This window comes from Vibrio sp. 1151_11, assembly GCF_029478525.1.
GTDB lineage: Bacteria > Pseudomonadota > Gammaproteobacteria > Enterobacterales > Vibrionaceae > Vibrio > Vibrio anguillarum.
Genome location: NZ_SHMN01000003.1, coordinates 221,301 through 241,532, shown reverse-complemented (window position 1 = coordinate 241,532; position 20,232 = coordinate 221,301). Strand labels below are relative to the sequence as shown.

At 44.8% G+C, this 20,232-nt stretch carries 18 protein-coding genes; 12 read left to right on the top strand and 6 right to left on the bottom strand.

Annotated elements, in window-relative coordinates:
- Positions 1 to 70: 70 nt before the first annotated feature.
- Positions 71 to 1,027, bottom strand: a complete 957-nt coding sequence (gene dusC / locus EXZ60_RS04155) for a tRNA dihydrouridine(16) synthase DusC (protein WP_088718024.1) — start codon at positions 1,025 to 1,027, stop codon at positions 71 to 73.
- A gap of 62 nt (positions 1,028 to 1,089) precedes the next feature.
- On the opposite strand from dusC, the gene EXZ60_RS04150 reads away from it, so the two are divergent.
- The 4 genes from EXZ60_RS04150 (at position 1,090) to serS (ending at position 5,313) form a co-directional block, all read left to right on the top strand.
- A complete protein-coding gene (locus EXZ60_RS04150; RefSeq protein WP_277435324.1) occupies positions 1,090 to 1,746 on the top strand; it encodes an SEC-C metal-binding domain-containing protein in 657 nt (218 codons plus the stop codon).
- A gap of 174 nt (positions 1,747 to 1,920) precedes the next feature.
- Complete coding sequence (gene lolA, locus EXZ60_RS04145; RefSeq protein WP_047687948.1) at positions 1,921 to 2,523, top strand: outer membrane lipoprotein chaperone LolA; 603 nt, start codon at positions 1,921 to 1,923, stop codon at positions 2,521 to 2,523.
- A gap of 30 nt (positions 2,524 to 2,553) precedes the next feature.
- A complete protein-coding gene (locus tag EXZ60_RS04140) occupies positions 2,554 to 3,903 on the top strand; it encodes a replication-associated recombination protein A (protein WP_094145614.1) in 1,350 nt (449 codons plus the stop codon).
- A 102-nt stretch (positions 3,904 to 4,005) separates the two neighbouring features.
- The gene (serS, locus tag EXZ60_RS04135; RefSeq protein WP_096036519.1) at positions 4,006 to 5,313 is read left to right on the top strand and encodes a serine--tRNA ligase; all 1,308 of its coding nucleotides are present in this window, start codon (positions 4,006 to 4,008) and stop codon (positions 5,311 to 5,313) included.
- A 79-nt stretch (positions 5,314 to 5,392) separates the two neighbouring features.
- Here the strand turns inward: serS and bioA are convergent, their stop codons facing one another.
- Entirely contained in the window at positions 5,393 to 6,682 is a 1,290-nt protein-coding gene (bioA, locus tag EXZ60_RS04130; protein ID WP_277435323.1) for an adenosylmethionine--8-amino-7-oxononanoate transaminase, read from the bottom strand.
- A gap of 134 nt (positions 6,683 to 6,816) precedes the next feature.
- Between bioA and bioB the strand changes: the two genes are divergently transcribed.
- Genes bioB through bioD form a run of 4 tightly spaced genes read left to right on the top strand, consistent with a single transcriptional unit; the run spans position 6,817 to position 10,493 of the window.
- Complete coding sequence (bioB, locus tag EXZ60_RS04125) at positions 6,817 to 7,869, top strand: biotin synthase BioB (protein WP_277435322.1); 1,053 nt, start codon at positions 6,817 to 6,819, stop codon at positions 7,867 to 7,869.
- Complete coding sequence (bioF, locus tag EXZ60_RS04120) at positions 7,841 to 9,004, top strand: 8-amino-7-oxononanoate synthase (protein WP_170888750.1); 1,164 nt, start codon at positions 7,841 to 7,843, stop codon at positions 9,002 to 9,004. The genes bioB and bioF overlap by 29 nt, the downstream gene beginning before the upstream one ends.
- Positions 9,005 to 9,006: 2 nt before the next feature.
- Positions 9,007 to 9,810 carry a malonyl-ACP O-methyltransferase BioC gene (gene bioC, locus EXZ60_RS04115; RefSeq protein WP_064625581.1) on the top strand — a complete coding sequence of 268 codons (804 nt, stop codon included), beginning with the start codon at positions 9,007 to 9,009 and terminating at the stop codon, positions 9,808 to 9,810.
- Positions 9,807 to 10,493, top strand: coding sequence for a dethiobiotin synthase (gene bioD / locus EXZ60_RS04110; protein WP_038148451.1), 687 nt, complete (start codon positions 9,807 to 9,809; stop codon positions 10,491 to 10,493). Before bioC ends, bioD begins: the two co-directional genes overlap by 4 nt.
- Positions 10,494 to 10,554: 61 nt before the next feature.
- On the opposite strand, the gene dsbB is transcribed toward bioD, so the two are convergent.
- On the bottom strand, positions 10,555 to 11,088 hold the full coding sequence (dsbB, locus tag EXZ60_RS04105; RefSeq protein ID WP_176429497.1) for a disulfide bond formation protein DsbB: 534 nt from the start codon (positions 11,086 to 11,088) through the stop codon (positions 10,555 to 10,557).
- 81 nt (positions 11,089 to 11,169) lie between these two features.
- Positions 11,170 to 12,759: a Na(+)/H(+) antiporter NhaB gene (gene nhaB, locus EXZ60_RS04100; protein ID WP_013856514.1), complete on the bottom strand. Its 1,590-nt coding sequence runs from the start codon at positions 12,757 to 12,759 to the stop codon at positions 11,170 to 11,172.
- A gap of 655 nt (positions 12,760 to 13,414) precedes the next feature.
- Between nhaB and fadR the strand changes: the two genes are divergently transcribed.
- Positions 13,415 to 14,254, top strand: coding sequence for a fatty acid metabolism transcriptional regulator FadR (gene fadR / locus EXZ60_RS04095; protein WP_010319711.1), 840 nt, complete (start codon positions 13,415 to 13,417; stop codon positions 14,252 to 14,254).
- A gap of 53 nt (positions 14,255 to 14,307) precedes the next feature.
- Here the strand turns inward: fadR and EXZ60_RS04090 are convergent, their stop codons facing one another.
- Positions 14,308 to 15,468 (bottom strand): DUF1887 family protein, encoded by a 1,161-nt coding sequence (locus EXZ60_RS04090; RefSeq protein ID WP_277435321.1) that lies wholly within the window; start codon positions 15,466 to 15,468, stop codon positions 14,308 to 14,310.
- 176 nt (positions 15,469 to 15,644) lie between these two features.
- Positions 15,645 to 17,636, bottom strand: coding sequence for a methyl-accepting chemotaxis protein (locus tag EXZ60_RS04085; RefSeq protein ID WP_277435320.1), 1,992 nt, complete (start codon positions 17,634 to 17,636; stop codon positions 15,645 to 15,647).
- Between the two features lie 393 nt (positions 17,637 to 18,029).
- Here EXZ60_RS04085 and hinT point away from each other — a divergent pair, with 393 nt between their 5' ends.
- The 3 genes from hinT (at position 18,030) to EXZ60_RS04070 (ending at position 20,228) form a co-directional block, all read left to right on the top strand.
- Positions 18,030 to 18,380 (top strand): purine nucleoside phosphoramidase, encoded by a 351-nt coding sequence (gene hinT, locus EXZ60_RS04080; RefSeq protein ID WP_094166200.1) that lies wholly within the window; start codon positions 18,030 to 18,032, stop codon positions 18,378 to 18,380.
- 67 nt (positions 18,381 to 18,447) lie between these two features.
- Positions 18,448 to 19,839: a hypothetical protein gene (locus EXZ60_RS04075; protein WP_277435319.1), complete on the top strand. Its 1,392-nt coding sequence runs from the start codon at positions 18,448 to 18,450 to the stop codon at positions 19,837 to 19,839.
- Positions 19,839 to 20,228 (top strand): YcfL family protein, encoded by a 390-nt coding sequence (locus EXZ60_RS04070; RefSeq protein WP_013856520.1) that lies wholly within the window; start codon positions 19,839 to 19,841, stop codon positions 20,226 to 20,228. The genes EXZ60_RS04075 and EXZ60_RS04070 overlap by 1 nt, the downstream gene beginning before the upstream one ends.
- Positions 20,229 to 20,232: the final 4 nt, after the last annotated feature.

Below are 20,232 nucleotides of genomic sequence, written 5' to 3'. Positions count from 1 at the left end.
TAACACAGTGGTTGACTAAGCAGCAACAGGCTTTCTCGGCGTGATGTTGAGAAAGCCTGAAGAAAACGCATTACAAGGTGTTTTGTAACCGATCACGGTAACGCTGAATGTGCTCCACGATAGGTTCCGATTTGGTGAAGGTCCTGATTTCGCGAAATAGCTCGTTAGCTTGAGGATATTCTTGACGTAAGTAGGTAAACCATTGCTTGACTCGGTTGGGATAGTAAAAGCCTTTATCGCCTCTAATTTCAAATTGCGAATAGCGCAGGAGCAGATCAACCACTTCATGCCAAGGCATCACTTTATGGTTATGTTTGACCACATTGCCTAAATTGGGAACGTTGAATGCGCCTCGACAAACCATCAATGACTCTACGCCCGTCGCTTTAATACAGGCTTGACCATCGTCGTAGTTCCAAATTTCGCCATTAGCGATCAGAGGCAGAGACGTCTTCTGGCGTATCTGATTAATGTAATCCCACTTAATTTCACTGGCGCGATAACCGCCCGCTTTTGTTCGGGCATGAACTGTGAGCTCGTTTGCTCCAGCTTGTTCAATCGCATCGACAATTTCAAAGCAGTCGTTAGGGTCTTCCCAACCTAAGCGGATTTTAGCCGAAACAGGGATCGCTTTCGGTACCGCATCTCGGCATGATTTTACCACTTGATAAATCAATTCCGGATGTTGTAACAGCGCCGCACCGCCTTTGTGTTTGTTGACCGTTTTCGCTGGGCAACCAAAGTTCAAGTCAATGCCGTGCGCGCCTAATTCAGCAACTCGTGCGGCATTTTCTGCCATCCAATGTGGCTCTTGGCCGAGCAGTTGAACGTGCACGGGAACACCTGCTTGTGTTTTTGAGCCTGTTTTCAGTTCAGGACAAAGGCGATAAAAAACGTGGTCAGGCAATAATTGGTCAACGACACGCACAAATTCAGTCACGCACAGATCGTAATCATTCATCTGGGTGAGCAGTTCACGCATCAAGTGGTCTAGCACACCTTCCATTGGGCCCAAAATTACACGCATCATCATTTCGCCTTAAAAATTCGAGGCGAGATTGTAGTGGTTACCGAATCAAAAGTCACTAAATGCAAGAGTTGGTATATAATCCCTGGTCAACCATTTTAACTGTACAGATTTTCATGACCTACTCATTGCTCTCTCTACCTCAATCAGCTCCTCAATCCGCTCATTTTTTTGAAGGGGCTATTTTGGCATCCAATTTCGCCACTAAGCCGTTAGAACCCACAACTTGGTTAGAACCTTTAGTGGGGGAGCAAGTCAAAGCACTTGAACCAGCGGTGATGGCGCAAATTAATCTGCAATATAACTTGCTCAAACGTAGCGAATATTCGGCGTTAGCCTTGCTAGATAATGCGACTCAGTGGGCTGATTTTGCTGAAGGGTTTATGAGCGTCTGGCCAGTCGTTGAACCGCAATGGTTAGAGACTCCAATTGGTGATGGCAGCCTGCGCATGCTGCAAGCTTTGTTGACCACCTTCATGTTAGCCATCGATGAAACACAAACACAGCAGCAGATGAGCGAAGCGGGTTTTGCAACACCACCCAGTTTGAGTGATTTTGCTGAGCAGTTGGATGTCATGATCACTGAAGTGGCGTTAATGGCTGATGAATTAATGCTCGGCATGAAAACGCAGCGGGTTAACCCATTTAAAGAGATTGGACGCAATGATTCTTGTCCGTGCGCCAGTGGCAAAAAATTCAAACAGTGCTGCGGCCAGTAAAGTGCGCTGCCTGAGGTTTAATCTCAACAAAACGCTGACAAACCCAAGCCAATAAGCCCTTATAAACGAGCTGTTCTTATAAGCGAATGCTTCTTAAAAGAATGGGGTCTTATCAATAGACGTTATAGAAAACGTTATAGACAAAAAAATTGTTATCCATGGAGTGTGGTAATCATGAAAAGAGTGTTAGCCCTGTTGCTGTGTAGTTTTTCTGTCGCTGTTTTGGCTGCGCCAAAAGACGAGTTGAGCCAACGCCTCGCGCTGAACGCTGGTTTTAGCGCTACCTTTGCCCAGCAAGTGATCAGCCCTGAAGGTGATATTGTGATGGAAGGTCAGGGGAAAGTTGATATTGTTCGGCCAAGCCTTTTCCGTTGGCAAACGACCGCTCCTGATGAAAACTTACTGGTGTCTGATGGTAAAACCTTGTGGTATTACAGTCCATTTATCGAACAAGTGAGTATTTATAATCAAGAACAAGCGACGGAACAAACTCCTTTTGTGTTGCTGACTCGTAATCGCGCCAGTGATTGGGATCACTACAAGGTTGCACAAAACGGTGATGATTTCACCCTAACGCCAACCGCGGTAGATTCAAACCAAGGGCAGTTTCAGATAGCGATTGATGAGAAAGGGATCGTGAAAGGTTTTAACGTGATTGAACAAGATGGGCAGAAGAGTCTGTTTACGTTTAGCGATGTACAACTAACACCGGCCGCTAAAGCGCGTTTCACGTTCCAGATCCCGCAAGGTGTCGAGGTTGATGATCAACGTAATTGAGATAGGGACTAAGGCGTGAGTAACTATAGTGTGGGTAATTACAGCTTAGATTTTTCGGGTGATGAAGATTTCCGTCCGTTGGCCGCGAGAATGCGCCCTCAGACGGTTGAGCAGTATATTGGCCAGCAGCACATTTTAGGCGTGGGTAAACCCTTGCGGCGTGCATTAGAGGCTGGTCATATTCATTCGATGATCTTGTGGGGGCCGCCCGGTACGGGCAAAACGACCTTAGCTGAAGTAGCGGCGAATTACGCCAATGCAGAGGTTGAACGTGTTTCTGCGGTAACTTCCGGCGTTAAAGAGATCCGTGCTGCCATTGAAAAAGCGCGCGAAAACAAAATGGCGGGCCGACGTACTATTTTGTTTGTAGACGAAGTACATCGCTTTAATAAATCTCAACAAGATGCTTTTTTGCCACACATTGAAGATGGCACTGTGACTTTCATTGGTGCCACGACAGAGAATCCCTCTTTTGAACTCAACAACGCTTTGCTATCTCGTGCTCGGGTGTACAAATTAACCTCGCTGGCTAGCGATGAAATTTTGCTGGCGCTCAATCAAGCAATCAACGATGCCGATCGCGGTTTAGGTAAAGTTGCAGCGCAGTTTATGGATAAGGTGCTCGAACGTTTGGCTGAATTGGTCAATGGTGATGCGCGCATGTCACTCAATTATCTTGAGCTGCTGTACGACATGGCCGAAGAGAATGCGCAAGGTGAAAAGCTCATTACGCTCAAACTGTTGGCCGAAGTGGCAGGCGAAAAAGTGTCGCGCTTTGATAATAAAGGCGATATTTGGTACGACCTTATCTCTGCGGTGCATAAATCGATTCGAGGTTCCAACCCCGATGCGGCGCTGTATTGGTCGGCCAGAATGATCGCAGCAGGCTGCGATCCACTTTATATCGCTCGCCGTTTATTGGCGATAGCTTCGGAAGATGTCGGCAACGCCGACCCAAGAGGCATGCAGGTGGCGCTCGCCGCTTGGGACTGTTTTACCCGCGTTGGCCCTGCGGAAGGTGAACGTGCGATTGCACAAGCGATTGTCTATTTAGCGTGCGCGCCCAAAAGTAATGCCGTGTATAGCGCGTGGAAGCAAGCCTTAGCTGATGCGCATAATTTGCCAGAGTATGAGGTGCCGCCCCATTTGCGTAATGCACCAACCAGTTTGATGAAAGATCTTGGTTATGGAGCACAATATCGCTATGCCCACGATGAACCGGGAGCTTACGCGGCTGGCGAAAGTTATTTGCCGCCTGAAATGAGCGATACACGCTACTACCAGCCAACAAATCGAGGGTTAGAAACCAAAATTGGTGAAAAGTTAGATTACTTGGCCAGTTTAGATGCAAAAAGCCCACAAAAGCGCTATGAAAAATAGTCTCTTTTCGTTATCTTTGTCGGGTTCAATTTTCTCTACGCGTCGCTCTTATTAGAAAGGGATGCAGGCGCGTTTTTCATAACTAAAAGCATAGGATTAGCAATGCTGGATTCTAAATTACTTCGCACTGAGCTGGATGAAACAGCTGCAAAATTAGCGCGTCGCGGTTTCAAACTCGACGTTGAGACAATTCGTCAACTTGAAGAACAACGTAAGTCCATTCAAGTAGAAGTTGAAAATTTACAATCCTCGCGCAACTCCATCTCCAAAGAAATTGGCCAAAAAATGGCCGCCGGCGACAAAGCGGGCGCAGAAGCAGTCAAGCTACAAATCGGCTCTCTAGGCAGTGACTTAGACGCGAAAAAAGCGCAGTTGAATGACATCCAAGCACAATTGGATGCGATTACTATGTCTGTACCCAACGTACCAGATGAATCGGTTCCTGACGGTAAAGATGAAAATGACAACGTAGAAGTTTCTCGTTGGGGCGAACCCAAAACTTACGATTTTGAGCTCAGAGATCACGTTGATCTTGGCGAAATGGCCGGTGGTTTGGATTTTGCTAGTGCGACTAAAATTACTGGCGCTCGCTTTATCGTGATGAAAGGCCAATTTGCTCGCCTACACCGCGCCATTGCACAATTTATGTTGGATCTTCACACTCAAGAACATGGCTATACAGAAATGTACGTGCCTTACCTTGTTAATTCAGACAGCCTATTCGGTACTGGTCAGCTACCTAAATTTGGTCAAGACCTATTCCATACTGAGCCACTAACTGAAAAAGTGAATGATGAAGAGCCACGTAAACTGTCTCTTATCCCAACGGCTGAAGTACCGGTAACGAACTTAGTGCGTGACACCATTTCTGACGAAGCCGATCTGCCATTGAAAATGACAGCTCATACACCTTGTTTCCGTTCTGAGGCGGGATCGTATGGTCGCGATACACGTGGTCTTATCCGTATGCACCAATTTGATAAAGTCGAATTGGTTCAGATCACGCGCCCAGAAGATTCAATGGCGGCGCTGGAAGAGTTAACCGGTCATGCGGAAAAAGTGCTGAAATTGCTTGAACTACCGTACCGTAAAGTGGTGCTGTGTGCCGGTGACATGGGCTTTGGCTCTCGCAAAACTTACGATCTTGAAGTGTGGGTTCCTGCACAAGGTACATACCGTGAGATCTCCTCTTGCTCAAACATGTGGGATTTCCAAGCGCGTCGTATGCAAGCCCGTTTCCGTCGCAAAGGCGGCAATAAACCTGAGCTTGTACACACGCTGAACGGTTCAGGCCTTGCTGTGGGCCGTACTATGGTAGCCATTTTGGAAAACAACCAACAAGCCGATGGCCGTATTGCCGTTCCTAGCGTACTGCAACCATACATGGGTGGCGCAACGCACATCGGTTAATCATGATGCGTTAAACACAGTAAAAAAACCGACTTGCGAGTCGGTTTTTTTATGCATCAATAGTATGTGTCGGTTCTATTTAAGTCCCATCGATTTGAAAGCATTGCGAATTTTGCAATGCCACAGCTACAGCGTTGATCAGTTTTTCAATGTCATCTACTTGGCTAATAAAGGGTGGCATCACATAGATTAAACAGCCAAAAGGACGGATCCAGACCCCTTGCTCAACAAATAGCGCTTGAATGACCTCCATATTGACAGGGCGATGCGTTTCAATCACGCCGATAGCGCCCAGCCAGCGCGTCTCTTTTACCATCTCAAAACGGTTAAGCATAGGCAGTAAATGAGCAAATTGCGCTTCAATATGCTGGGTTTGCTGTTGCCAATCGCCCTGTTCGATGAGCTCTAAGCTAGCGCAGGCGACGGCGCACGCCAATGGGTTAGCCATAAAGGTTGGCCCATGCATAAAGCAGCCCGCTTCGCCAGCACAAACCGTATCGGCGACTTGCTTGGTCGAAAGTGTGGCCGAAAGCGTCATATAGCCACCCGTTAAGGCCTTGCCGACACATAAAATATCAGGCGCGATATTAGCGTGCTCGCAGGCGAAGAGCTTTCCAGTACGGCCAAACCCAGTTGCAATCTCATCGGCAATCAGTAGCAAACCATATTGATCGCAAAGTGCCCGCACGCCTTTTAAAAACTGAGGATGATAGATACGCATACCGCCAGCACCTTGCACAATTGGTTCTAAAATCACCGCCGCAAGCTCTTGATGAGCGTGCATGATTTTATCTCGAAAATCATCGAGATCGCGTTCATCCCACTCATCCAAAAAACCGCAAGTTGGCGAATCGGCAAAAATATGCTGCGGCAAAAAACCTTTGTAGAGCGAATGCATCGAGTTATCTGGGTCAGTGACTGACATTGCGGCAAACGTATCGCCGTGATAGCCATGACGTAAGGTGAGAAATTTCGCTCGTGGTTGACCTTTTGCATGCCAGTATTGCAACGCCATTTTTAAACTGACCTCCACGGCGACGGAGCCAGAATCGGCTAAAAATACGTGCTCAAGATTGCTTGGCGCTAATGCCAGTAATTTTTTACAAAGCGTAATGGCGGGTTGATGTGTGATACCGCCAAACATCACGTGTGACATTTTATCAATTTGCTGATGCGCAGCGTAATTAAGGTGTGGATGGTTATAACCATGAATAGTTGCCCACCAAGAGGACATTCCATCAATCAAGCGTCGCCCATCTTCCAAATAAAGATGGACACCTTGAGCGTGAGTGACGGGATAACAAGTCAATGGCGTCAGCGTTGAAGTGTAGGGATGCCAGATATGTTGGCGGTCGAAGAGTAAATCCATGATCAGTCCATATTGCTGGGTTTGTTTAAATATCAATCAAACGTAAACTTATGTTTTCTTTGTTTGTTGACAGTTTATCGCTTGTCAGTAGACTAGCCAAGCAACAAAATAATAAAACTGAATAAGGAAGAGATGTGGAAGTTCGTCATAACTGGACCGTTGCTGAGGTGAACGCACTGGTCGAAAAGCCGTTTATGGATCTACTGTTTGAAGCGCAGCAAGTACATCGTCAATACCATCCCAAAAATTATGTTCAAGTCAGCACGTTACTTTCTATTAAGACGGGGGCGTGTCCTGAAGATTGTAAATATTGCCCGCAGAGTGCGCATTACCGGACTGATGTTGATAAAGAACGGTTAATGGAAGTCGAGCGGGTGTTAGACGCGGCGCAAAAAGCGAAGCGCTCTGGGTCGACCCGCTTTTGCATGGGAGCGGCGTGGAAAAACCCGAAAGCGCGTGATATGCCTCTCTTGAAAGAGATGATCAGTGGCGTGAAAGAGATGGGCTTGGAAACGTGTATGACGTTGGGCATGCTAACGCCTGATCAAGCAAGCGAGTTGGCCAGTGCAGGGCTTGATTATTACAACCACAACCTAGATACCTCACCTGAATACTATGGCAACATTATCACCACCCGAACCTATCAAGATCGCCTTGATACCTTATCGCACGTGCGCGATGCAGGAATGAAGATCTGCTCTGGGGGAATTATCGGTATGGGAGAGAGCGCTAATGACCGCGCTGGCCTGTTGGTGGAATTAGCGAACTTACCAACCCATCCTGAAAGTGTACCGATTAATATGCTGGTCAAAGTGAAAGGCACACCGTTAGAGCAAGCCGAAGATGTCGAAGCGTTTGATTTTATTCGTCTGATTGCCGTTGCTCGCATCATGATGCCACAATCGGCGGTGCGTTTATCGGCTGGACGTGAAAATATGAATGAGCAGATGCAAGCGCTGTGCTTTATGGCAGGTGCAAACTCCATTTTCTACGGTTGCAAGTTGCTAACGACTCCTAATCCTGATGAAGATAGCGATATGCAGTTATTTAAAAAACTGGGTATCAATAGCCAACAAGTGAGCCAAAAACCGGATGAAATTGCAGAAAGTGAGTTGCTTGAACGTGTCGTAAAACGGGTGGCAGATCGTCCTACTAAAGATGATCTTTTCTACGATGCCAGCGTTTAATTCACGTATTTCAGCGGCGCTCAGTGCTCGTCGCGATCTTGGGCTTTCTCGCTCTCTTATCGAGCTTGAGGGGGGTAACCAGGTTCGATTGTGCAAAGATGGCCGCCAGTATCTTAACTTTTCCAGTAACGATTACCTTGGCCTTGCGCACGACTCAGAATTGATTGCCGCTTGGCAGCAAGGGCTGAGTATGTATGGTTGCGGTAGTGGCGCGTCTCCTTTGGTCACAGGCTTTAGCTCAGCCCATCGCAACCTTGAAGCTAACTTGTGTGAGTGGCTAGGTTATGAGCGAGCCATTTTGTTTGGATCGGGGTTTAGTGCCAATCAGGCACTGTTGTTTAGCCTGCTCAATAAAGACGATTTGCTACTGCAAGATAAACTTAACCACGCCTCTTTGATGGAAGCAGGAATGCTTTGCGCAGCCAGTATGAAGCGTTTTCGGCACAACGATGTCACTCATCTTAAGCAACAGCTTAACAGCGATAGTCATACATTAGTGGTGACTGAAGGGGTCTTTAGCATGGATGGTGATTGTGCACCGCTGTGCGAAATCACGGATGCACTGCAAGGTGAAGCGTGGTTGGTAGTCGATGATGCACACGGCATCGGTGTGTTGGGCGAGGGTGGGGCCGGCAGTTGCAGTGCGGCAGGAATAAAACCACAGCTCTTAGTGGTGACCTTTGGCAAAGCCTTAGGGTTATCGGGTGCAGCTATCTTATGCAATCAAGAGGTGGGTGACTTTCTTACGCAGTTTGCTCGTCACCACGTCTATTCTACAGCCATGCCGCCAGCGCAAGCTTATGCAGTAACTCATGCTATTTCAATGGTCACTCAGCAGTCTTGGCGCAGAGAAAAACTAACTGAGCTGCAAGCTTATTACGCTGAATCTATGCAAGGTTTCGATGGCTATGTTGAAACGCTAACGCCAATCAAGCCCTACCTTGTTGGTGAGGCGCAAACAGCATTGAATATCGCCGATCAATTGCGACATCACGGGTGTTGGTTGACCGCGATTCGCCCACCAACGGTGGCTCAAGGCCGTGCCCGATTGCGTATCACTCTAACCGCCAACCACACTATTGCTGACATAGATCAACTAACCACACAACTGCAACGTGCGCTAGAGGAGAGCTGAATATGTCACAAACTCATGCGATAGAGATAAATGCGCTGCATGACAAAGCCGCCATTGCCCATTCTTTTAGCCGCGCGGCAAAGCATTATGATGTACATGCCGCTTTTCAACGTGACGTAGGACACCGTTTATTGGACAAAATGCCGCACAGTCTAGTAGGGAAAAGAGTGCTCGATCTTGGTTGTGGTACGGGCTATTTTTCAGAGCAACTGCGGCGTAGAGGGGCGTATGTGGTATGTGCTGACCTCTCCAGTGAGATGCTAGTACAAGCTAAAATACGTTGTGGTGATGTTGGCGTCACCTACTATCAAGCCGATGCTGAGGCGCTTCCTTTCGCCAACGCCTCTTTTGATTACGTTTTTTCTAGCTTAGCGCTGCAGTGGTGTGATGACCTTGTTCTACCACTGCGACAAATTCACCGCGTATTGAAACCACAAGGGATGGCTTATTTTTCGACATTATTGGACGGTTCGCTGTTTGAACTGAAACAAGCGTGGACAAAAATTGATACACATCAACACGTCAATGATTTCATCACACTCAATCAGGTAAAAATTGCGTTAGCGCAATCTCACTGTTACCACCATCAACTAGACTTGCCTTCGATCACAGTTTGGTATGACAAAGCCTTTTCCTTGATGAGAGATCTTAAAGGAATTGGTGCAAATCACGTAAGTGGACGCTCACAAGGGTTAACAAGCCGTAGGGCTCTACTGCAAGTTGAGCAGGCATACCAAACATTTCAAAACCATCAAGGTCTTCTACCTGCAACTTATCAGGTTTGTTTAGGGGTTATACATCGATGATTGATGCATTTTTTATTGCGGGTACGGACACCGACGTTGGAAAAACGGTCGCTTCAAAAGCGATTCTACAAGCATTAGCTGCCAAGGATTTGGTGACTATTGGCTACAAACCCGTTGCCGCTGGTAGCGAAAAAACGGAATTTGGCTTACGCAACTCAGATGCATTACATCTGATGAAAGCGGCAACCAAAGAGATGCCCTATGGTGATGTGAATCCATATTCTTTAGCGCTCCCTACATCACCACATATCGCCGCAAAACATGAACACGTCGAGATTGATTATGGCGTGCTCAGTAGCAAATTAGCTAAGCATAAAGCGAACGCTGACATTGTGTTGATCGAAGGTGCTGGTGGTTGGCGCGTTCCGATCTCTGATACCGACTGCTTGTCTACTTGGGTTAAACAAGAACAACTACCAGTGGTATTAGTGGTAGGGATTAAGCTAGGTTGCTTAAGCCATGCAATTTTAACAGCGGAAAGTATTATTGCCGACGGGTTGAAGATTGTTGGCTGGGTAGCCAACCGAGTGAACCCCGGAACTGAGCATTACGCTGAAATTATTGCAATGTTGGAATCGCGCATTCCAGCGCCTAAGCTTGGTGAAATACCCTATGTGCCAACGGTAAAACGGCAACAAATTGGTAAGTATATTAATGTTGATCCGCTGCTTGCGTCAGAGTAAGCGATGTGAATCAGCCAAAAGGCATCTCTTAGCGAGGTGCCTTTTTTGATCAAGCAGGTTATTACCGCAGCTTATTGACGGGGGTTTTCGCGAACTGAGCTAAAACAACAAAAGCGAGCACCAGCAAGTTAGCAGCATAGATGACCACTAGCCACTGTGGCATGGAAAGCGTTAAAAATTGCCATACCACTTTCGAACAGTCACCGTAAGCTTCGAACATCCAAGGTGCCCATTGATTGAGTGGTGCCCAGCTGGGGAAAGTGACAAATAAATCACAAGTGGCAAAAGGAGAAGGGTTGAATTGGTAATCCACATGTTGCAGAGCTAAGGTCAAACCTTTATAAGCACTGGCTCCCCAAGCAACGAGTCCAATCCAACGAACAATCGGATTATTGGGTGCGATTAAGCCAAGCAGAGCCGCTCCGCCAATTCCTAGCATCGCCACACGTTCATAAATGCACATCACACACGGTGCGAGCATCATGATGTGCTGAAAAAAAAGCGCACAAGCCTCAAAAAAAACCACAAAAAGAAGTAATAAAAACCAAGATTTTCTCGATTGAGAGAACAGTTTCAGAGTAGAAAAAAAAGTCACATTCAATACCTGTAAAAAATAAAAAGCCCTGATAGTTCAGAGCTTTTTAACTTAGATAAGTTTCATTATCAACCGAATATTTTAATGCCCGGCAGAGATTGCTTGAACTGCTTTGGCTGAATGGTGCGTAATCCACCCTAAGTCATAAAAATGCGCAGTCATGGGTTCAACTAAGAAGACAATGCCAAACAGGCCAACTAATGCCAATACAATCGTGTAGGGCAGAGCCATGATGACCATTTTGCCATAAGAAAGGCGGATCAATGGTGCAAGTGCTGATGTTAATAAGAATAAGAAAGCGGCTTGACCGTTTGGTGTTGCTACTGACGGTAAGTTCGTACCTGTGTTAATCGCGACAGCCAATAAATCGAATTGGTCACGCGTGATAACACCTTCTAGTAGCGCTGTTTTGACTTCATTAATATAGACAGTGCCAACGAAAACGTTATCCGAAACCATCGACAAAAGCCCGTTAGCCACATAGAAGAGAGCAAGCTGAGCCCCTTTATCTTCAACATTCAACACAGCATCGATAACTGGTTTAAAGAGTTGTTGATCGATAATTACGGCTACGATGGAGAAGAATACCGCCAGCAGCGCCGTAAAGGGTAGGGCTTCTTCAAATGCTTTGCCTAGCGAATGTTCTTCTATCACACCAGTAAATGCTGTCGCCAAAATAATAACTGAAAGACCAATCAAACCCACTGCCGCTAAGTGCAGTGCCAATCCAACAATCAGCCAGACAGCAATAGCGCCTTGGATCCAAAGTTTTGCGACGTCTTGATTGGTTCGATTTTTGCGCTCAGCCGTGTCAAAATCGACCAGAATTTGACGAACGTTAGCGGGTAATTCTGCGCCGTAACCAAATAGCTTCAGCTTTTCAACCAATACACAGGTCAAAATACCACAGAGAAAAACAGGTACGGTTACCGGAGACATACGGATGATAAACTCGCCAAAAAACCAACCTGCTTGATCGGCGATGATCAAGTTTTGTGGTTCACCAACCATGGTCATCACCCCGCCTAAAGCGGTACCTACGCCAGCATGCATCAGTAGTGAGCGCAAAAACGCACGATAGTTTTCTAGGTCATCACGTGTTAGTTCTGAGATATGCTCATCTTGAGTATGGTCATGAGCGGAGCTTGTTCCTTGTCCCGATGCCACTTTGTGATAAATCGAGTAAAACCCAACGGCGACACTGATGACCACGGCAATAACTGTTAAAGCATCCAAAAATGCAGACAGGAAAGCAGCTGTAATGCAAAAGGCGACCGAAAGCATCGCTTTTGAACGAATACCAAGGAGTATTTTGGTGAAGATGAACAGCAATAGCTGTTTCATGAAATAGATACCAGCCACCATAAACACCAGTAGCAGCAGAACTTCGATGTTATTCACAAGCTCATGTTTTACTTGCTCTGCACTGGTCATCCCAATGGCGATAGCTTCGATAGCCAGTAAGCCACCAGGTTGCAGGGGATAGCATTTAAGCGCCATCGCTAGGGTGAAAATGAATTCAACCACAAGTAGCCAACCAGCAATAAATGGGTCGACCAAAAAGAAAACAATCGGGTTGATAATGAGAAAAGCAATAATGGCAACTTTGTACCAGTCAGGGGCTTTACCAAGAAAGTTCTTGAGAAAAGCGCTTCCGAGGGACATCGGCATGGGTAGTTCTCTTACTGTTGAGATGATAGACGCTGTCAGCTTATCTTTAATTCATTATGTGAAGTGGCCAAATAGAACGTGTTAAACACGAAAACAGTATCTATCGGCAATGTTCTAGCGAAACAACAAACCGTTTAGGGATTATGGTTTTACCAAGACACTCCTTGAGTGAGACAAGCAATCCTTACTTCGACCGTCACTCTACTCCGCAAGCTTTTTTAGTCAATAATAATCAGGTTATTGATAAAACACTTACCGATATTTTGGTCAAAAACGCGATCAAAGTTGGGTAAGCATAGCATAAGAGTTGTGAAAAATTCACGCCGAGCCGTATTTTGAAGTGGAGTTAAGGTAATAGGCATCTAAATGACTAAAAAGAGCGAATTTTGCAAGCTTAAATTGATTATTTTAAGTTTATTAATGTGAGTTATATCTCTTTATTTTTTCTACTCTTATGTGTTCTTCCTTTTGAAGAACTGCTAAAAACTGCTATTTCATTGACTCGGTATTGTTCATAAACAAGATGAATAAATTAGAGTTTAAGCTCTATTTTGTTTGTGATAACTTCGCGGATGGTTTGTTTCCGATAACGTTCAACTAGTGGTATGATGAGTCCCATTCGACCCAAATAAATAGAAAACTGGATAAGTACTTAATGGTCATTAAGGCAAAAAGCCCAGCAGGTTTTGCTGAAAAATACATAATTGAGAGCATTTGGAATGGTCGCTTTGCACCGGGTTCTATCTTACCTGCAGAGCGCGAACTTTCAGAATTAATTGGTGTAACACGTACAACGCTTCGAGAAGTATTACAACGCTTAGCCCGTGATGGTTGGTTGACTATACAGCATGGTAAGCCAACAAAAGTAAACCAATTTATGGAAACTTCCGGTTTACACATATTAGATACATTAATGACGCTCGATGCTGAAAATGCCACCAGTATTGTGGAAGATTTACTTGCGGCTCGGACAAATATTAGCCCCATATTTATGCGTTATGCATTTAAAGTGAACAAAGAGCCTGCCGAGCGCACTATTACTAATGTTATCGAAAGCTGTGAAGCACTATTAAGTGCCAAATCTTGGGATTCTTTTATGGAGTTATCTCCTTATGCACAGAAAATCCAACAGCATATTAAAGATGATGGTGAAAAAGACGAATATAAACGTCAGCAAATATTGATTGCGAAAACCTTTAACTTTTACGATTACATGTTATTTCAGCGTTTAGCGTTTCACTCAGGAAATCAAATTTATGGTTTGATTTTTAATGGGCTAAAGAAATTATATGACCGAGTCGGCAGCTATTATTTTTCTAATCCAGAAGCACGCGAGTTAGCCTTGCAGTTTTACCGTGAATTATTAGCAGTATGTGAAAGTGGCAATCGTGAGCAGTTGCCGATTGTGATCCGTCATTACGGCATTGACAGCGCTCACATATGGAATCAAATGAAAACAACGTTACCGACAAATTTTACAGAAGATGATCATTAGAAAATTCGTTTCACTGTACAAAAAAGCCCGTATGAAACGGGCTTTTTTGTAGGTTAGATATCTTCGTTACCACCCGCTTCTTTGAACCAAGCGGCTAAATGTAATTTTAAATCTTTCAGTTCATCTGGGCCGATTAAGGCCAACCCTAAATCTTCTGCACGAGTAATGTCATTATGGCGGAGCGGGCGAAAGCTCACGAGCATAGCGCGAGCTTGTAGCCCACCAAGCAAATCACGTAATGATTCTAGCTTATAAAGCGTATCATCGCCGTCATCACGCATACCTTTCGTTTTACATTCAATAATATGCAGTTTGTTATTTACCACTGTAGCGACATCGAGTTCATTTCTGACTTCTCGCTCACCTAATTGACGGTAGACTTGAACATTCAAAGAGCGATCTTGAATGGTTGGCATATCATCTTGGATCTGCCTTATTGTACTGTGCACTAATGTTTCTAACCATTCTCCATTGGAAAATCGGCGCGCATCTTCGTTGGCGAAGGTTAAAATGCCATTTTGATAGGTGGCGATTTGTGCTTCGACCAGATCGGTCAACAGAATATGAAGTTCACGATACCCTTGTTGTTTTTCTGAAAGTGCAACATCTAGCCGCTGCTCTTTGCGGCACGTCGTCGCTAAATAGTTTAATGTGGCTAAACCAGGACCAAGTTCTAATGCATTACTTGCCCAGCGCTCGCCGAGTTCGTAAAGTTTTTGGTCAAGTTGTGGCGGAATATGATGCTCACTAAATTCACCCCGTGCGCCAAAAATGGTTAAGTAATCTGAAATGGTAATGTGGTCTTGCACTTGGGTATTATTTTGACTATCGGGATAAAGCCAACACAACTGATCACTGTTCGGTTCGACGACAAAAATAGGCCATTGGTAGCTACGGAACACCTCATAAACGGATAATAAACGATGTCTCAAACCACAACTTGCGTTCAGCTTGACTTCGTCGTATCTGGTTTTCAAATCTTCCGCTAAAAACTGGATAGCTTGTTTGATTGCTGAGGTATTGGAACCCGATGGGATTTCAAAAAACTCAGAAGTGATGTCGCGCTGACTCAATACCGAGTGTAAACGTAAATACATTGATTTTTGGTCTTGATCACCGATGAAGACAATGTGCGAACTTACCGTTCGATTATCAAGCAGGGGAGTAACCAAGCGAATAGGGTCTTGGTCGATAATGCCAACATGAACAGCCATAGATCATCCTCATGTTTGGCTTGCAAAGAGTAGGAGGTAGATAATAATGCGCAAGCCGATAGTTATCATATAACGATGTGGCATCAAAAAAACAAGGGCGACTTTAGATTAAAAGCTGCCCTTGAGACATAATTTACATGTAACTTACAAATGGGGTTGAGTTTGTTAACGGTCACTCATAATGTAAAACGATGGACTAATTCATTCTGCTGATTAGCAAGCTGAGTTAGGCTGGCGCTTGCCTGTGCAATTTGAGACATGGCTTGATAGCTACCATCTGCGATTAAATTAATATCCTCGATACTGCGTGCAATGTCACCGGTTGTTTCACTCTGCTCGGCGGCCGCCTGTGTAATATGAGTACTCATCTGACTGATTTCTAGAATTAACGCTTGGATCTCTTCCATTGCGCTATTCGCCGTTGATGCTTGCTCGACAGAAAGTTCCATATCAGTCATGCAGCTTTCAATAACAGTACTGGCAGAAGATGAGCTGGATTGCAAGTTGCTGATCATACTTTCAATTTCAGACGTCGAATCCGTTGTGCGTTTTGCCAAAACACGAACTTCGTCTGCTACGACTGCAAACCCGCGCCCTTGCTCTCCAGCACGAGCTGCTTCAATCGCGGCATTGAGCGCCAATAAGTTGGTTTGTTCTGCAATGTTACGAATCACATCCAAGATAGAACCAATTTGGCTGCTCATCTTTTGTAGTTCACCGACAGCATCAACCGATTGATTTAAGCGAGTCTCCAATTGATTAATAGTAGTGATATTGTCACTCATAATTTTACGGCCCGATTCAGAAGCCGATTCAACTTTCTGCACCATCTCTAGCGAACTTTGAGCACTTTGTGCTACTTCTTGTACTGAATGAGCCATTTCTGTCATTGCGGTTGCCACGCTCGCGGTTTGCTCACGTTGGGTGCTGAGTTGTGACTGTGCTTTTGAAGAGGTGGTTTGGTTATGGTTAGCTGTGTTGGTTAAATTTTCAGAAGCATCATTCAACTGCACCAAAATATGGTGCAAATTATCTGCTAGCGAATTGATGTGGCCACTTAAGCGACTAAACTCGTTGTTGTAACGAATTTCAATGCGCTGTGTCATATCTCCTTTTGTTAGCCCTTCTAGCGTTTTGAGTATACGATTTAACGGCTCACGAACACTTTGCGCAATGTGGTAACCAATACCCGTAGCCACTAGTACAACCGCAATACCAATCACGATCGCTTTAATAACTCCTTGCTTATAGACTTCCCCGGCTTCTCGCAGAGAGGCATTTAAACCGTCGGTCGCAGTATCGTTAAAAGAGTCTAAAATCGTCATTGCTTTATCGACCTCGATAGCCAAATTCGCAATGTTTTCATAAAGAGCTGTTTTCGCTAGTAAGTAACTATTGTGTTGATCAAGCACACCACCCTTTTGCCCAATATCTTGAGAGAATTTTTGGACGAGATCGTCAAATGTTTTTTTCAGTTCAGGTAATTGGGTCGATAAGCCTCGGTAAGCGTAGTTGAGGTGCGTGACTGCTTTTTTATTCATGGTGACGGCCTTGTCAACAAAGGCGACATCCGAACTGGACAAAGCGTCTGAAGTGATTAATTCCGCATCTTTCAATTTAATGAAATAACTTTTCGCCATGACTTTAACTGAAATGCTATTTTGCCCATCGACAAAATCTTTCATTCCTGTGCTTAAATCGGCATGAAGTCTTTGAAATTCACGAGTTGATTTTTGCACTTGAGCTTGCGCCTCAAACATCGCCTGATAATTATTCATGGCTTGTTCTGCTTCTGAAAAGTAGCGGAGTTCCATCTGTTTAAGTTGGCTTATCCGCTCTTCAAGAGAGGGGTTCATTGCACTTGCTTGTTGGAGCTGGTTTAGCACGTCAGCAAAATCTTGTTTTGCTTTAGCAAATTCTGAACGCATCACATTCATGCGATCTTGGTTTTGTGTCGTCAAAAAGTCCTTAAAAGATTTATCGGCAGAAAGCAGTTGAACACTTGTTTTGTTTGACAAAGAAACGAGCGGTAAGGCGGTGGTTGATACACTTTCGAAATTAGAATGAATTTGATTCATTCCTCCCATCATAATGGCGGTCGTTACTGCAAACATGATGATGATCAGTGTGAAACCAGCGTACATTCGCCTAATCACTGAACCCTTCATAATCCTCTCCCTAGAAAAATAGTGTTTTGTTTTAAAAAATAACAAAATAATGAGTATTGTATTGAATGTGAGACGTACATTTTATGACGGGCCTGGCAAAACGCATTTTTTATATTAGTGTTCTGTCATTTATGCTACGCGTACGGTGTTTTTTATTGAGCTTTTGACAGGGTTCACGCATACTCAAATCCAACTACACACCTATTATATTCAGTAGCATTAAGGTCAAATTAGTGTCGGTTCTGTCGGTTCTGTCGGTTCTGTCGGTTCTATCGGTTCTATCGGTTGTCGATATGTTGTCGTGGGCCACTTAGGTATTAGCCTTGAACCACTTATCTCGATCTAATGTACTTTGATGTGACTGCGTAGGCCTATTTACTAGAGGAGTATTTCATGGCTGAAGAAACCATTTTTAGCAAAATTATCCGTAAAGAAATTCCTGCAGATATCCTCTATCAAGATGATTTAGTGACCGCCTTTCGGGACATTAACCCTAGAGCGCCTAGCCATATTCTTATCATTCCCAATGCGTTTATTCCGACGACCAACGATGTTGAACCTGAGCATGAAGCGGCTATGGGACGTATGTTTACAGTGGCAAAAAAAATCGCTCAACAAGAAGGTCTTGCACAAGATGGCTATCGCTTGATAGTGAATTGTAACGCTCATGGTGGCCAAGAGGTTTACCACATTCATATGCACTTGGTTGGTGGTCGCCCGTTGGGTCCGCTTTTGATGAGCTAATGCATGGGTCGCCCAGCCACTATTGGGCGCTCGATTGATACGATTAGAGTTAAATATGGAGTATTGAGTGAAGCGTTACGTGCGACATATTACGGTTTTTTTATCGCCTTTTTTTCTCAATGCCTGTGCTAATTTTTCTGCGGGGAACTTGTTTAGTCATTACAGTGCTCAAAATGGCGCTGTCTATCAGTCAGTTAAATCTGGGCAGTATCAAGATGCGGAGAATGAACTTGCGGAATTTGTCGCGGGTGACATTCTGGACAATCTGGAAAAAGGGCGAGTCCATTTTCTTAACCAGAATTATGTAGACAGTAAGCGTAGTTTCGAATTGAGTGATTCTGCGGTTAAAGTTCAACAAGATAAGGCATTGATTTCACTAAGTGATACGGCGACAAGTGTCGGTGCGTTGGCTGTGAATGATAACTTGATGGAATACGTTCCTGCTGATTATGAACTTGGTTTTTTACATCTTTATCTCGGTTTGAATTATTTACAACAGAATGATTTGGATGGAGCTCTGGTTGAGGTTCGGCGAGCGAATCAGGTACAAGAGCAAGCAAGGCAGGCTAGAGAAGCGGAACTTGAAAAGGCGCAAAAAGAGCTAAAATCACAAGGTGTGACACCAAACTTAGGCAGCGTACTAGCAAACTACCCTGATGCAGGAAAAGCTTTGCAGGCGGTGCAGAATGGTTACCTTTTTTACCTTTCTGCTTTGCTTTATGAAGCCTCTGGTGATCTTAACAGTGCCTATGTCGACTATCGACGCGCTTTGGCAGTCACTCCCGATAATATCGAGGTCATAGAGGGGACATTACGCGTTGCGAAACGATTAGGGATGAGAGAAGACCTAATCCAATTAGAGAAACGCTACGGGAAATCTCATTCACTGACGGCTTCTCAAGGTCGTGTAATTATAATAGAAGAGCAGAGTGTGGTGAAAGCCTTAGATAGCTGGCGTCAATCTTTACCCTTGTATGACAGCAGAGGAAATGGTGCATTGTATTCTCTCGCCTTACCTTATTATCCTAATACATCCGTTGAATCATTTTCATCGCTAAAGATGAATGACAAAGTACTGACTTCTCATTTTCTGACGGATGTGAATTTAATGGCAAGCCGAAACTTGTCGGAGAAAATGCCCTCTATAGTAATAAGGCAAGCGTTGAGGGTGCTCGCAAAAGATCAATTGCGCAAGGAAGCGGCCAAAGATGACAATGTTGGTAATTTAGTCTTCAACGTTTGGAATCTGCTGACAGAGCAGCCCGATACGCGCAGTTGGCTAACGCTGCCAGGGCTGGTGCAAACGGCCAGTCTGCAAGTCAATGCAGGCGAGCAACGGATAAGGGTGGGAGAGCAAGAATATCAGTTTTCTGTACCGGAAAAAGGAACTACTTTGGTGTGGATTTCTCGTCAAGGACGTCATTCAACCATCTGGCATAAACAACTAGGAAGATTGTAATGAAAAAGTGGATATTGGGGTTGTTAGTCACATTCTCATTGATTGGATGTGCTGAAAATACCGCAGGATTAAGAGTTGATGGCGCTTCGCAAAAAGTGCTATTTGGCGACAATGTATTAGGTAATCGCTTGGTTGTTGAAGATATTGCAACTAACCAAGTGGATGGTCATACGAGGGGACTTGTGCGTTTAGTGAGTCATTACCAAGGTGACCAAATTATCGAGTACCGTTTTTCTTGGTATGACGATGATGGGCTTGAAGTCAATAACAGACAAAGTCCTTGGAAACAAAAGATCATCAGTGGGATGGAGACGGTGTCGTTGTCGGAGATTTCTGTCAATCCAAATGGAAAACAGTTTCGCGTACAGATCCGTGGGTCAAATAATTAAATTG